General features: G+C 55.6%; 11 protein-coding genes. 5 read left to right on the top strand and 6 right to left on the bottom strand.

Annotated elements, in window-relative coordinates; translation table 11 throughout:
* Positions 1–182: 182 nt before the first annotated feature.
* On the top strand, positions 183–1,493 hold the full coding sequence (locus OLX72_RS15375; protein WP_114870338.1) for a hypothetical protein: 1,311 nt from the start codon (positions 183–185) through the stop codon (positions 1,491–1,493).
* Positions 1,490–2,347: a hypothetical protein gene (locus OLX72_RS15370; RefSeq protein WP_433989029.1), complete on the top strand. Its 858-nt coding sequence runs from the start codon at positions 1,490–1,492 to the stop codon at positions 2,345–2,347. Before OLX72_RS15375 ends, OLX72_RS15370 begins: the two co-directional genes overlap by 4 nt.
* Here OLX72_RS15370 and OLX72_RS15365 read toward each other — a convergent pair.
* From OLX72_RS15365 to OLX72_RS15340, 6 genes are all read right to left on the bottom strand, one after another.
* On the bottom strand, positions 2,279–4,717 hold the full coding sequence (locus OLX72_RS15365) for a TOTE conflict system archaeo-eukaryotic primase domain-containing protein (RefSeq protein ID WP_433989028.1): 2,439 nt from the start codon (positions 4,715–4,717) through the stop codon (positions 2,279–2,281). The genes OLX72_RS15370 and OLX72_RS15365 overlap by 69 nt on opposite strands.
* 141 nt (positions 4,718–4,858) lie before the next feature.
* Complete coding sequence (locus tag OLX72_RS15360; protein WP_162798017.1) at positions 4,859–5,122, bottom strand: helix-turn-helix transcriptional regulator; 264 nt, start codon at positions 5,120–5,122, stop codon at positions 4,859–4,861.
* Between the two features lie 165 nt (positions 5,123–5,287).
* On the bottom strand, positions 5,288–6,493 hold the full coding sequence (locus OLX72_RS15355) for a tyrosine-type recombinase/integrase (RefSeq protein WP_114870343.1): 1,206 nt from the start codon (positions 6,491–6,493) through the stop codon (positions 5,288–5,290).
* Between the two features lie 406 nt (positions 6,494–6,899).
* Positions 6,900–9,278 (bottom strand): hypothetical protein, encoded by a 2,379-nt coding sequence (locus tag OLX72_RS15350; RefSeq protein WP_433989027.1) that lies wholly within the window; start codon positions 9,276–9,278, stop codon positions 6,900–6,902.
* Positions 9,275–10,453, bottom strand: a complete 1,179-nt coding sequence (locus tag OLX72_RS15345; protein ID WP_433989026.1) for a hypothetical protein — start codon at positions 10,451–10,453, stop codon at positions 9,275–9,277. The genes OLX72_RS15350 and OLX72_RS15345 overlap by 4 nt, the downstream gene beginning before the upstream one ends.
* A gap of 12 nt (positions 10,454–10,465) precedes the next feature.
* A complete protein-coding gene (locus OLX72_RS15340) occupies positions 10,466–10,687 on the bottom strand; it encodes a helix-turn-helix transcriptional regulator (protein ID WP_433989025.1) in 222 nt (73 codons plus the stop codon).
* A gap of 1,302 nt (positions 10,688–11,989) precedes the next feature.
* On the opposite strand from OLX72_RS15340, the gene OLX72_RS15335 reads away from it, so the two are divergent.
* The 3 genes from OLX72_RS15335 (at position 11,990) to OLX72_RS15325 (ending at position 14,227) form a co-directional block, all read left to right on the top strand.
* Positions 11,990–12,937: a hypothetical protein gene (locus OLX72_RS15335; RefSeq protein WP_433989024.1), complete on the top strand. Its 948-nt coding sequence runs from the start codon at positions 11,990–11,992 to the stop codon at positions 12,935–12,937.
* A gap of 10 nt (positions 12,938–12,947) precedes the next feature.
* Positions 12,948–13,331 (top strand): hypothetical protein, encoded by a 384-nt coding sequence (locus OLX72_RS15330; RefSeq protein WP_433989023.1) that lies wholly within the window; start codon positions 12,948–12,950, stop codon positions 13,329–13,331.
* Between the two features lie 671 nt (positions 13,332–14,002).
* On the top strand, positions 14,003–14,227 hold the full coding sequence (locus OLX72_RS15325; RefSeq protein ID WP_433989022.1) for a hypothetical protein: 225 nt from the start codon (positions 14,003–14,005) through the stop codon (positions 14,225–14,227).
* Positions 14,228–14,310 lie beyond the last annotated feature (83 nt).

Genomic DNA, 14,310 nt, shown 5'->3' with positions numbered 1-14,310 from the left:
CAAGCCCGCTCACTGGCCCAAGGACATAGCAAGAGCGACGAAATCGAGACAACTGGAGTTTGGCTGAATTCGACTGCTGACGCCGTTTTCTGCGCTCAATCGGTCTTGTCGTTAACGAGCCTCACTCAAGCACATGACTTCACTGCCAAAATCTTGCCACAGAACGCTGTTATGCGCACTACATGCAATTGTATATGTCAGGCACCCCAAGCAATGACCACTTCCAAGTGGTCGAGAACCAGATGTGTTCTCATCGCCTGTTTTCGATGCATGCCAATTACGCCAAAGCTGTCATGAAATGGCTTGATATGGTCCGACAGGGCATTCGGACCTTTGACGACTACTGCCAATTCAATCCATCCGCACTTGGTCAGCTGGAATCAGCGGACACCGACATGCGAAATCTTCTGCGTGAGCGAAGGATTGATGAGAATTGGATCCCCTACTCACAAGCTCTTCGCACCGCGAGCGCTAGGTATGACGCCAATTGGCCGCGCCATATCATGCTCGACTCGGGCGCCTATACCGCCTGGAATGCAGGTAAGACCGCCACACTTGAGCAGATAACAAAGGTTTACGCTGAATTCATCGAAAACGCGGTTGGGCTCTTTGATGAAATCTGGCTCGTAAATCTCGACGTTATCCCGGGAAAACCTAAACGAGCTGCAACAGAGGACGAATGCAAACGGGCCGCTGAGGAATCTGACGAGAACCTCGCAGTTCTAAAAAGCGAGTTTGGTGAATGCGTTCTGCCGGTGTTCCATCAGGGTGATGGTAAGCAACGGCTTTTAGACGTTATTGACCAAGGCAACGGCTACATTTGCTTTTCTCCAACGAATGGAATCGCCGAGAAAGAACGGTGGTTGTGGGCGGTTCGAATGCTCCATTCCCTTCACACATTACGCTGTGATGTGCAGGCGCATGGCCTGGCGACCACTGGTAACGAAATGATACGCGAAGCCTATCTACATTCGGGAGACTCGGCAGCATGGAAACGTCACGGCGGTTTCGGCATTGTGGACTTGGTGGAAGATGAGCGGTGGCTGGAGCGTCACATTGAAGTCGGTCAAGACTGCGAATGGCTGAGCCTCGAAATCAATGATGCGACCAGGCCGCGATACAGGGCCTATCATATCGCGCGTGACCGCAACGACCTGGATGAATTAACGGGCGAAGAATTAATTGACAACGCGCGCCACTACACCAGTTTACCCAAAGACATTCAATTGAGCGTGCGTTCACGAGTGGAACAGCATTTTCCGATGATAATGGCACAATTTGACAAGCGTGTTCGCGAATTGATTTGCCTTGCAGAACTAAGGAAATTTGCGGAAAGCGCGGGACTGCCTCGTCCAATTCCGAAAGTGAGGATTAAGCGAAACGGAAATTGGATTGACCCAGGGCTGCCATTGTCCGACCTAACAACGTCGAAGTACCCCACCCAAGAAGACCGTGAATCGTTTCTATCCCATCCATTTTTGGAGCCGCTATGAATTTTATAGTTTCTCCGGGACAGGAAGCTCAAAGTCATGCCGAGCCGCTTCGTGGACAGCCCTTAGGCTGTTCCCTTGTTTCTGCTCTAATAACTGCACGGACATTCGTCGGACGCCACACAAAAATGTATCCGGGTTTGCAGTTTGTGCACCTTGCCGATGGCAAGATTTATGCATCCAACAACCGTTGTCTGATTGAGATAAACTTGCATGATGAAAGCCTCGGCTCAGCAATGTTCTCATCCGTCGACCTGGCAACGATACGAGCAATGGGCGACGAGCCAACTCACGCCAAAATCGACGCCGAGCAAACTGCGTTGCACTGGCCCAAGCAGCGGTGGTGCCTGTTGCCGACGGAACCAGCCAAAATTGATTTCGTCACTAAATGCCAAGTATTTCTTGATCGTTTCTGGCACGAGGGACATGACGCGCGGTCGGACGCATCTGCAACGATGGACGCAATTGCCAAGCTTCGCGCCAAAGAAAAAGCACAGAAGGAAGAATTGCCGCCGGTTGAACAAAAGAAATTTCGACGGGCACAATACATAGATGTTCTCATCGATGGCACAATTCGGCATTGGCACATTGATATCCTTGGTTGCTTCAGCAACGCCGCAACGCTCATCACCCCCGCAAAGGCGCAAAACCCCATTAATCTCTATTCTACTTGCGAAAAACTTTTGATTGGTTGGAAAATAGCGAGCGTGAGCATGCCAACCAAACAAACAAAAAAACGCACGAGAAGTGAATCCCGTGCGTCTTTGCGCGTTTGCGTGGCCACGCTCTTAAATGCCCGCGTCATCCTCCCGTTGCCGCGCGTATTTCTCGGCCATCGCAAACACATCCTCCGCTGACGCCTCGACATCTTCGACCTTCTCGAAGATGAATTCTCGATCATGCCCGCGTGTCACCGACCATCCCGTCGACTTCCGCAGCAGCGATACCGTCTGTGCGATGCGTGATCCCATGACACGCGGTTGCGAAGGAATGTCCGACATTGCGAACGGCACAGGCGCTTCTTTCAACTTGTCCTTCATCTCCATCAGCAGTGCGCCTGCGTATTCGACGCGCCTCGACCCGACGCCTTTGTCGAAGTCGAGTAGGTAGTGCGTAAGGAATTGAAACACGCTGTCGGCTTCGCTCGACTCCATGGCGATACTCATGCGCATGTCGGCGTATGCCTTCAAAAACCACCCGTTTGATCGACCCATCTGACGCGCGATGCTTTCGCCGACGCGACTGTAGACACCAAACCGTGCCGTCTTCTGCTCGATACCATGAACGTCCCGCAACACTTTGGCTGCGAGATCATACAGCGCACCGCGAAGTCGAGGCAGCAATTCCTGACGCTTTGCCATGAATTCTTCCTCGTCCATGTAGGACGTCGGTTTGGTCAACGTCACGCGGATGATCCGCTCGATCAAATCCTGCTTGTAGAACGTGGGATCGACACCCGCGACCATCACAGGTCGCATCGCATCGAGCGCGAAAACACCTTCATTAGTATACATCTTCCGCTTCGACATCCCGCCGCCTGTCGAGAGGCGGCAGAGCGGGTCGGACAGCTTGGCGAGTGAGGTCACGTTGTCAAATGACATGACGGCCGATTGATAGGCAGACACAAGCAAATCCTCCTCACTCGAAGGATCGCCCGCCTGCGCCCCAACTTTCGGGTCAACGATCTGCACGATGGTCGAAAGCGTCGATGATTTGCCCGATCCCGCAATTCCGTCGAGCACGGCAATCGGACATTGACCACCTGGGTGGATGATTGCCGTCACCATCCAAGCGAGCAGGAATACCATCGAGTCGTCGTCCACATTCAGGAAATCAGTGAGGTCGCGGATTGTCCCGCCTTCCTCCACGGTCATGGGCAAGCCAACGCCTTTGCGAAATTGAACGGGCGCATCGTTGTTGAACCGCCATCCGTCAACGTCGATTTCGACAATGCTGCGTTCCTTATCGGCCAAGAAAGCGTATCGCTTTCCGCCAATGCGGGAATATCGAAGCGCGATGTTTTCGGGATCGGTGTCACGTGCCATCGCCATCGCAATCATCTGTGCGCCTTTTACCGCGCGCTCATCAGGCAGGTTTTGGTCTTTGCGGTAGAGTGCGAGCGCGATTGTTTCTTTGAACTCACTCGAGTCGATAGGCACAAAGTCGCGGTCGCGAAGTTCAGCATACGCCTTGTCCGATTGATCACGCAGGATTTTCACATCGGTCAGGAAGTCGATTGCGAGGAGTTTGCGTTTCTCGGCGGCGGTGTGAGGCCACTTGCCATCATATCCATGGTTTTTTGCTGTCCGCCAAAATGACAACGGCGAGTATTTCTTCGCGGAGGTCAACTGATCCCACTCACATTCATCACCGCCTTCATACTTCGACGACGACCGCGACCACTCCTCCCATTTCTCTTGCGCCCACGCATCTTCCTTGCCGAATGCGGCTTGAAGGCAAATGCCAGCTGATCCCCATTGCGAGTAGCCGTCAGCATCGTATGCCTGAATGAACGCGTCGAAGGCGGCGTCGCGGTCAACTTGGGGCGACGCACCGCTCGCCTTGCGACCCGACTTCTGTAACGGCGCGAATTTCAATTCGAGATCGTCGAGGCGGCATTCTTCGAGCGAGACTACCGATCCTTCCTTAACCAATCGCATGGGCACGGATGCACGAGAGCATGGGATAGCGACGTTCTGCTCGCCTGTCCCTTTGGGAAGAATTTCGATGCCGTGTTCAACGCCGATCTTCTTGCCTTTGGAGTTGGTTTTGGTTTGATTTAACTTGCCGCTCTTGACGACGACGTATTTCGTCTTTTCTTCGTCAATGCCGCCGAGCCATTCTTTGGCAACGGACAGCAAAGTATCAACACGGCGCGCCTCCTCCCAAAACACCCAAATATGGTAACCATGCCCACCGCCTGAACGAAACACGAGGAAAGGAATCCCGATCTCTTGCAGGTGCCTCGCGACTGTCAGCGTCGGCCCAAGGGCGATGCCTTTTTTGTCGTGATCATCGAAGTCGAAAACGAGGCAATGCGATTTGGTTCGCTTTTCGTCAACATGCAAGAGCATTCCGAGCGGCTGCTTTGCTGACACATGCCTCTTGATGCTGCTGTCGTCGATCTCGGCGTCAATCGGTCGGTATGCCGTTTTGCCTTTGTTTATGTACCATTGCGTGTGTCGCCGCTTGTCACCCAAGGCAACGATCTGATTGATGATTTCCATTGTATCTCTCTTCCGCAAGAGAGCGTGGGTGATCACCTCAATCCATGGTTTTGGCACGTCGCAAAATCTGCTATAAAACAGTTATTCCAAACACTTCGTGACACGCCTAACCCGGAGCGGGGATTCAACCCTCGCTCCGATTTATTTCACTTCGTGGGATTTAGCCCATTCAAGCACGGCATCACGGTCGTACCTGAGGGTGCGGGCGGTGATATGCAGGTATGGAGGACCATCCCCGCTCCTTCGCCACTCGAACATGATGTCTTTCCCGACGCCAAGAAATTCAGCGCACTCGGGCGTGGTCATTAGTTTTGGGCCGACACCAATGCGGGTCAGTTGGTCGGCCATAAAACCAACCGTTTCGCGCAAGGCGCGCACTTCTTCTGAGAGTTCGATCGTAGTCAAGGGTTTCATCCTTTCGGAATGAAGCCATTGACCGTGTGCTCATGCCTTCGCGCTCAGGATCGCATTTGCTTAAGGCCCTTTCACGGGCGTTAATCCTGACTTCTGCATCACGGCCTCATTTCGCGGAAGGTCGCGTGCGAGATGGGGCAAATTACAAGTATATGATTATGCGCCGCTTTTGATCCGATCAAGTACGAAAGAAGGTGTTAGCCCGCATTCCTTGATGATGCGTTCGGCGATCGTGTTGGCATCATCATGGTTGGCTGAGCCTTGGTCGTAGATGTCCTGGACGCTTTTCGGTGTGTCGCCGCGCAATTCGTCAATGATGTACTCAGGCAAGCGAGCGCGACGCGCAGCGGTCGTGAACAGGCGGCGGCAATCGTGCTGGCGAAGAACGTTGACCTCTTGCGCCTTACTCCCCTGCCCAACAGTCATTGTGAAGGCTATCAGCTGGTGAACGTGCCCCGTGCGTGACTCAGCGGGGAATACATTCCCCTCGCGGTACGGAAGCGCCTTCAGCGCCTCAATCAGCACGTCTGCGACGGGGAACGTGCGGGTCAGGCCGTTCTTCATTTCGGTAAGCGTGATCGTCTTGCGGGTAAGGTCGATCTGATCCCAAGTCAGTGTGCGGGTGTTCAGCGAACGAAAACCCGTGAACAACATCGTAAGCCATGCCGTGCGATGGATCAGGCTTCGCTTTTCCAAGATAAGATCAAGCGCGGGCCATGTCTCTTTGGGATCGAACAGTACATGGCTCGCGGGTTTGTGCCTCTCCATGACTTTGAGATCAGCTGACACATCAAAACATCGCCGAAGGGTCGATGCCCGCCGAAACGCCATTCGGATGATCTGTGCAAGGTGCAATGCGGTTGAGGGGGTTTTGCCCTTGATGGCGTCCTCGAGCATCGGCAGCGTGATGTTCTCGACTGGCCTCTCGAATAAGTCTGAGAGGTGGTTCTGAACTTGGAGTCGGTAGTTGTCCTTGGTCGACGGCTTTGCCGATGACCGTGCCAAGTGAGATTCAAAGGCATCCATCAATGTCACGACCTGCGTCGTGACGGCATCTGTTCCAGCCTCGAGAGCAACGATTTTTTCGCGTGCGACCGCCATCGCGGCGTCTCCGTTCGCGATCTCGGGCCAGCGACCAAGAGTTATCGACCGAACCTTGCCATTGATGCGTTTCGACATGATCCATGTCTTCGCCTGCGCACCGACAGCAAGACGCAAACCTTGTAGGGCGTCGCCATCATGACGATAGAAGATCGTGTCACAAGTCGATGGTTTGATTGAATGAATTTTTGGGCGTGATCGTAAATTGGCGTAATTGGGCATATCAGGGCTCTGCAACAGTTTCTGCAACATTCGGTCCATATGTAATACGACCTATCCCCAGAGCGCCCAACCGGAGATGATGATGGAGACCCCATTTTACCTTATTTAATATATACTTACCCGGTCAAACCCGATTAAACACAACTCAAGGTTGTTCTCTGTTAATCAATTGGTCGTAGGTTCGATCCCTACCGCCGGAGCCAAAAATCCCTAATGAAAACAGGAACTTGATCTAAATGATTCGCTTCCGAATCAGGTGGCAGAGACCTCCGTACTACGCCTGTACTACGCGGCGGTCAATTTCGATGCCGGGGTGATAATTGAGTAGGGCATGCGTAGTTTCGCCCTGCTGATCGCATCGCCCAATGTGTCCCCGAAAACCTCCAGCTTGAGCGCGCCCAATTCCGTTTTCAGCTTCACTGACAGAAGGTGCCATCTAAGGTCACTAGGCTGCGCCGCGTTGATCACCCGTGTGCCGCGTGTCTTCTTCCGTGCCCGGGGCAGGCCTGTCTTCTGATCTGTCAGGATCTCTTCCATCATGCGCTCTTCCGCCGCGTGATTGATCTTCCAATACCCCGGCCTCGTCCCCGGTAGGCGGAAGCCCGTCGAGTATAGATAGCTTAATGTCTCCGGTTCCATTCTTCTTCTCCTTCTCTCTCGATTTTGATTTCGTTCCTTTGACGTCCCCATGCGGGAACCTTTCTAACAGAAGATCCTTCGCCTTGCGCCCAGACTGGCTCAGGACGAGGATGTCCGCGTAATTCCCCCTGCTGCCTTCGCCACCGACAGGGCGTAGTCGCATGTGGTAAGACAGCTCTCTCGGGTGCGGCCAGAAGTGGCGGTTCAGGACGTCAAAGTCATACTTCTGGCGCTGCTTTTTCTTCTCAGCAGCATGCGGGCTGTAGTCCATCAATCTCGTCATCACGCTCGTAAATCCGTACCCGTTTTTCAGGGGGGCGATTCCGACGTCAGAGATCATCTGCAAGTACCATGTCGGCACCTTGTCCATGTCGACGATGTAGTCAAAATCGAAGGGCATCATGTTGTCGCCCCAGACCCAGACGTCGCAGTGCTCATGCTGCCCCCGGCGGTTGTTCGCGCGCGCCCGGTTCGCCTGCTGCACGGCTGCAAACGTCGTCGCGAACAGGAGGGCGTTGAGGTGCTCGTTCTCATGATAAGGGACGCCAACTTCCGTCTCCTGGATGGTCTCGCCACCCGGCGTGAGGACAGACATCTTCTCCCGCCGCCACTTCCACTTGTCGACGCCCGTATGTGTGTCCATGTCGATAACTGTGCCCGAGATCTGTTCCGCCTTCATCCAGAGATCTTGCAGGCAAGGCAGTGGGCGACCGACGATCAGCAGGCCGCTTGTCTTCTCGTAGACGTTCGACCCGTCCAGCTGATTGAAGTGGCCCATGCTCAGGCCCTCTGGCAGGACGCCATCATCGTCAGCAAAGATCTTTCTCAGCGCCTTCTCCACTTTCATCTGGCAGACGACAAGAAGACCGCCGCCCTTCGCATTGCACTTTACCAGCAGCGTCCTGATGGTCTGAACCAGGCGATCTTTCCACCTTGGTGTGTCCAAGATCTTCTTGGCCGTGCTCGGTGCCTTGAGCATAGTGTACGTCGAGAAGGGCCGATCCGGCGGCTGCATCATTTCGATCTCTGACGGTGGCGTCCCATCAAAATCGAGCGGCATGATCGGGGCGTACTCGATCTCGTCGAAATGCCGCCGCAGCAATTTCGGTATGACGGTCGCGGACAGGAGCCAAGCCTTCGTCTTTTTCCGTGTCCGGTGGATCTCGGCCTTGCGGCAGACTGTTATGTCCCCATCGATGATGCGGATGGCGAGTAGGCGGCCATCAGAAGAACTGTTCCGGATTGCTTCGCAGATCGCTGTGATGAATTCCAAGGCGCGAGTCAGCCAAGCATTGCTGTCATCATCAGCCAGGGCTTTTCGATTCCGCCAATATCTGACAGACGTCAGGATCGAGTGCAGCTGATCCAGGTTTTCGACAGGCGGCAAGGACTGCGCCAATATGCGCCCATTGCTCTCATGCGCCGGGCGTTCAGGTGCTTCCGACCTTTCCGCAGTCGACTGGGACGAGATCGCCTCGATGCGGCGCGCTGTCGCCTCATCCACCCGGTACAATGTGTCGATCAGGGCGACGGCGTTATTGATGTGCCAGTCTGCGACGGCAGCGACGGGGACGCTCGGGATGGGCTGGCCTTTCCTGACCCTCTCATCACGCCGCCTTTGTGTGGCCTCGGCGATGTCGTCGCGGTATTGGCTGATCCCGCTCAGGACGTCGATCTTGTAGTGCCTTTCAGGAAACAGCCTGCTTGTCGGATCTTCGTCGATGATCAGGATGCCATCGTCGAATGGGACACCATCCGCCTCGGCCTGAGCGATGGCCTCTTTCCGCGCGGCCTCGGCATTCGGCGGAAGAGGCTGGAAGAGCTTTTCAAAGGCACCCACGCGGATGGGCGCAGGATCCAGATATGCCGCGTGAATGGGGCAACCGTCAGCATGTTCGCACGTCGGGCAGAGCACCTGTCTCGGATCCTGACCAGCGTTCTGGCGGCGCTTCACTTCCGTCACCTGTTTGCAGATGGATGCCTTGCCCGTGGGCGTGTTCCTGCGGGATGTCAGACCTAGGTCATGCGCAGCCTCAGCGCCGAGGGATCGCAAGTCGGCAAGTGACGACTTGCCCAGCTCGGTCAGGCCGACGGCCATGTCGCCCCGGCCAGCTGCCGTCATGTGGTGTTTCGCCGATGTTGACTTCCCAGCGCCAGTGCCTCGCCTGTCTACAAGCAACTTCATTTCAGCACCTGCCCTTGAGCGCGCCAGAATGGGTTCATCGCCATCCGCTCTTCCAAGCTTTCCTTCGCGACAACACGCTCAAAGACAGGTGAATGGCCGTGCGCATCCGGCATGGGCGGGCACGCCTTCAATCTGGCGTAGGCCTTCTTCCAGTGCCTGTCGAAATCTTCCAGCTTTTCAGCCCTTGCTGCGTATGCAGGCGGCCACTCGACCTCGTTGAAGCGCCTCTGGATGATGCCCCTGCACTCTTCCATGTCGGGGCCGCCGTCACGGTGCCAATTTTCGAACTGGTAACGCCAGATCGCATGGACCGTCGCCATGTGCATCAGAGATCCTTGGTAAGGCGTCCCGATCATCTGCACGATATCGTCAAACTCCAGACCCGGCGCGATGCCGCTGCCTTCGCCGTACGATACGCCATCCCGCCCAGACATGGGCGCTGAGGGCAGTTCGTCAGGCACGGGCACGGGTGGCCCATCAAAAAGGATCAGGCGCGGCCTGACGGGATCTGCGACGGTGTCTAGGCGGTTTCCGCGCCTGACGACCGTGCGCGGCCTTGCCGTGTAGATCGGTTGATGCGGCAGAAGTGGGTTCTGCCAGTCGACGCGCCGCCCTTCTGATCCGATCCAGCCGCGAAATTCTCGGGACAGGATCGGTCGGTCGAACCAGAACCAGAGGTGGAATTTTCCGCTTGAGCTGATCTGCAGGATCACGCCAGCCTTCCAGAAACATTCCGGCAGGTGATCCCGCAGCAACATTTTCCGGATCTTGTTGCCGCGCTTTTTCCACGTCTCAGACCAGTCATCGCCGATGTCGATGTCAGTGACGTAGGTGCTGCCAAACCAGTCGTCTCGATCAAACACCCAGAGATCTTCTTCACGATCCGGCGTCAGCTGGGTGATCAGATCGGTGAGATGGGCGCGCAGGTAGACAGGCTGCAGGTTCTCCCACTTGCGTTTGACGCCGGGAGGTGCACCCCGCCACATCGCCGTCTTAGCGCGTGCATCGACGGCAAGGCGGCCTTCGTTGTAGTCGAGCGGCGCGATGGGCAGTCGGTCGATCTCAGGCTCTACTATAAGACCCACGGTGTGGTCGTTGGGTACGCGCCCTCTGGGCGCGAGTGAGATGTCCAGCGGCAGTGCGTCGTCTTCTTTGTGTGTCGTTCTATCGTTCATTTTCTTGCTCCCTTAGTTTTGCTTCGCGATCCAGTCGGCAACGTCTTCCGGGCGATACCGGATGCTGCGATTGAAGCGGATGAATTTGGGGCCACGTCGGCCACCATGCACCGTATCTCGCCAGCGCCATTGCGCGATTGTTTCAGGTGTGACGCCGATCTTGCTTGCAAGCTCCGCCGTCGTCATGAGTTTGTCATTTATGGACGCATCAACGCGCCCTGCTTGAGGTGCCATAGGACACTCCTTTCGCTTTCGATGGGGCGTTTGTAGGGCTGAGGTACAGGCTCTCATCCGTATCCGTGTACGGGCTGGCTCGTCCTTTATTTAATATGGGCCTTGGTTGCCTTTACCGCAGCACGCTTTGTCAGTCCTATCGTCATCGAACATGCTTTCGCCGTTCCCCATTGTCAAGAAAAATTATGAACCTTTTCAGTGACTTGATCAGCGCTGATCAATAGCTCGCCAGGCAATGCGCCCGGATTTGGGGGTGATTTCAGGTGGCGATTTGTGCCCGGATTTAGGCCCTGATTTGGGGGTGAATTTGTGCGCTGATTTGGGGGTAAATTCGTGCGCTGATTTGGGGGTAAAATAGGCCGATTTCAGGGGCAGAAGCGCTCGGCGCTGTTGAGTGAAGGACACACGCTAAGGTTGTGCGTTGCATTCGTTGATACAGCCTAAACGTGCTAAAAACGTGTATTTTGTCAAGAAATGGACCGTAAGTCTTTGATTTTAAAGGAAAAAGTGTAAAAACACTGATCAGCGCATGACAAAGTGGGTTATTCCGGACACTTTCCTTATAATTATTATCTTTATAAGGAAAGTGTCCGGAATAACCCACATTTTGCTCCGGTTGATCAGCGCTGATCAAAAATGCCCTAAAACGCGCAAAAACCCGGAAAACCGGGCCGATTTCGGGGGGCGATCTCGGGGCCGATTTCAGGCCCGATTTCGGGGGCGATTTCAGGCCCGATTTCAGGCCCGATTTCGGGGGCGATTTCGGGGGCGAGATCAGGGGCGAAAACTGTGTGCGCGCAAATGCGCCGGGTTTGTCTGCGTGCCTGTTGAATGTCGCCATCCGGATCTGTTAGGTGATCAGCGCTGCGCGCGGTGTGAGGTTTTGCTGATCTCCCCACCGCAGCGGCGGCTCGGTTGGCATCGCGTGTTCAGCGCTTTGTCAGCCGGGTTCGCGTAGCACTGGCGTAGTTTACCACCATCACATCCTGCATCATGTCCAACGTCGTATGGCGATCAGCGCTTATGACCAGTTGATAGACTATCACCTGCCCCGGCCCGGGGCCGATGGTGCAGTGGGAAAAGTTTGCCCACTGCTGCACCTGCCCCGGCCCAGGCGCGGGCCAGCCCTGCGGTAGCTGCCAGCCTAATCGGAATTGTGCCACAGGCGCGGGGCGGTCGGCTGAGCGCGCAGACCCCCGGGGTGGGTCGGATTTCGAAAGGTGGTCGCCGGGGTGTGTCCCCATAAGCAAGGGCGCACCGACCATTATTTTTTGTGCCCCGCTTCAGATGCCTCCGGATGCGATGAGCACGTCCATCCTGCCGACATTGGCGGATGACCCTGACAGCTGGCTTCTGGTCATTGGGACGCCTGCAGGGATCGGCGACGCCCTGTTCGAACTTTTCCAGAGAGGTCAGGATCCCGCGTACGAACGCTGGGCGAGCGTCCTCTACCCAGTGACGGAAACAGGCGTCTTTACGGATCAGCAGATCGGCGAGTTTCAACGTGACGCGACGACGCCCGGTGCCTTTGAACGGGAGTTCATGTGTTCCTTCTACTCCGCTCAGGATGAGGTTCTCATCCCGTTCGATCTCGTTCAGGCTGCGATGTCTCGTCGCGGTCGACCTGAGATGATTGCACAGGTGCATGAGCCGAAGATCCTGAGCTGTGACCCTGCCCGGTTTGGCGCTGACAGCTCCGTCATCTTCCAGAGGTGGGGGCGCGTCGCATACCCGCCAAAGGTCTTCAATCAGATCGACAACATGGCCTTGGTCGGTCAGCTCGCGCAGGTGGCGAATGACTGGCAGCCAGATGCGATCATGATCGATGAGGGTCATGGTCAAGGGATCATCGACCGGATGCGTCAGCTCGGTTACGACGTCATCGCCGTCAACTTCGCATCGACGGCACCTGACGACAGCTGCGGCAACTTGAGATCCTACATGTGGCTGCAGGTGAAGAAGTGGCTTCAGGACGGCGCGTACCTGCCGAATGATCAGCGCCTCCTGTCTGACCTCACCAGCCCGCAATACTTCTTCAACGCGAGCAACAAACTCATGCTTGAGCCGAAGGAGAAAGTGAAGGCGCGCCTCGGCAAATCGCCTGACTGGGGCGATGCACTGGCGATCAGCTTTGCGTACCCGGTCGCGAAGAAAACGGTAAACGAAACGCCGCAGGAATATGCGCGCCGAAACATGCACGAGAGGGCGCTCGCCCATCGTGATTACGACCCCTTCGCAGGGGTCAGGTAAGGAGATCGATATGACTGATGACAGTGAAATAGGACGGCGGATGTACCCATCCCTCAGACGCGATACGTTCGACACAATCGCCGAAGACATCATCAAGGAAAAAGGCAAAAGATCCGTCGACCGGATGTACGCGAAAATGACGTCAGAGATCCTGACTGAGAGAAGTGACGCGGATGAGGCGAGAAAGGCTGGGTGGCGTCGGACGCATGATCAGGACGTCGCAGGCCTGCGCCGCTTCCCGGGCATGGCTGGGCGCTACGACTTCCAGCCTGATGATCCGAAAAACCCGGGCGGAGGCGGTTGGATCCGCAAGCGCGAGGCGAATGAGGGCCTGAACGATGACAGCCTGAAACTGGCGTCCAAGAATTTGGGGCGCGGCGTGAAGGGATATTAAGACATGGCACTGAGTATGATCCCCGGCGATACGGGCCTGAACCATCGCAGCAACAACGTCACGCCTCTGGGGTATAGCATGCCCCAGCTGCCGCACTCCGTCAGGACATTCAAACCTCCTAAGCGCAGTGCTTCTTTCAAGGCGTCTGCAGGCCCTAGGCTCTGGACCTATAAACGGGCCGCGGCCTCAACGGCAGCTTCGACCATGAGCCGACACTGGCGAAAAACGGGGCTATGACCGAGATGCGGACGAAGCCGCCTGATGCGGATGCGGCGAAAATCACCTTAATCGCTCGACGGTGTCGTTGGATTGCTCGCGGCAGCGCAGCAGGATTTACTGAAAGCAGACGTACAAATCACGCAAATCGGCCGAAACCCAATCCGGACATTCGCTGCGCTCACGTTCTATGTCGCACATGCGGACAAACCCGCCTTATGCAGACGCAGCGAAATTTGCCTCCGCGCGCAAGGTAAGTTGCTGGTTCCGTCGTGGTGATGCAGCGCGACTTCCCGTAAGCGGTCATTGAACTCGGACAAATTCACCCGAACCGAAACCAGCCATTCGCTGCGACGCTGTCGAGCGTCTCACATGCGGGACAAAACCGCCGGTCAGAAGCCACATTCACGAAACAAGGTGATTTGCTTTTAGCTTGCTCCGTAAGCGGCCTCTGGATGTTCCGCCAAAAAGCCTCGCAGCACGGCAAACAATTCGCGCGCATCGGGAAGATTTGTAAGCTTTTCTTCGACGCAACAAAGCCTTTAGTACTGGCGCGTGGTGGTGTTGGGTTCTGGACAGGTAACGGGGCACTAACTGCAAACCTTCAGTATCTGAATAACCCCGGCTTTAATGAAGAAGATCCGCGGGTGCTTGGACTGCGGCTGAGGTTCAATGTTTGAACGAATGGTCAAGATAGCTATAATAAGGCGTTTCGCAATGGAATTGAGCGTACGGTTTATCGGCTTGTCCTGCTGGTCTACAC

The sequence above is a fragment of the Sulfitobacter sp. TBRI5 genome (assembly GCF_051013555.1).
Classification (GTDB): domain Bacteria; phylum Pseudomonadota; class Alphaproteobacteria; order Rhodobacterales; family Rhodobacteraceae; genus JL08.
Note: the sequence above shows the minus strand (reverse complement) of the source record. Positions and strands in the feature narration are given on the sequence as shown.

Coding starts and splice junctions, on each gene's coding strand:
- OLX72_RS15375 (WP_114870338.1), top strand. CDS start 183: ATGCAATTGTATATGTCAGGCACCCCAAGCAATGACCACTTCCAAGTG.
- OLX72_RS15335 (WP_433989024.1), top strand. CDS start 11,990: ATGAGCACGTCCATCCTGCCGACATTGGCGGATGACCCTGACAGCTGG.
- OLX72_RS15325 (WP_433989022.1), top strand. CDS start 14,003: ATGTTCCGCCAAAAAGCCTCGCAGCACGGCAAACAATTCGCGCGCATC.
- OLX72_RS15350 (WP_433989027.1), bottom strand. CDS start 9,278: ATGAAGTTGCTTGTAGACAGGCGAGGCACTGGCGCTGGGAAGTCAACA.
- OLX72_RS15365 (WP_433989028.1), bottom strand. CDS start 4,717: ATGGAAATCATCAATCAGATCGTTGCCTTGGGTGACAAGCGGCGACAC.
- OLX72_RS15345 (WP_433989026.1), bottom strand. CDS start 10,453: ATGAACGATAGAACGACACACAAAGAAGACGACGCACTGCCGCTGGAC.
- OLX72_RS15370 (WP_433989029.1), top strand. CDS start 1,490: ATGAATTTTATAGTTTCTCCGGGACAGGAAGCTCAAAGTCATGCCGAG.
- OLX72_RS15330 (WP_433989023.1), top strand. CDS start 12,948: ATGACTGATGACAGTGAAATAGGACGGCGGATGTACCCATCCCTCAGA.
- OLX72_RS15355 (WP_114870343.1), bottom strand. CDS start 6,493: ATGGACCGAATGTTGCAGAAACTGTTGCAGAGCCCTGATATGCCCAAT.
- OLX72_RS15340 (WP_433989025.1), bottom strand. CDS start 10,687: ATGGCACCTCAAGCAGGGCGCGTTGATGCGTCCATAAATGACAAACTC.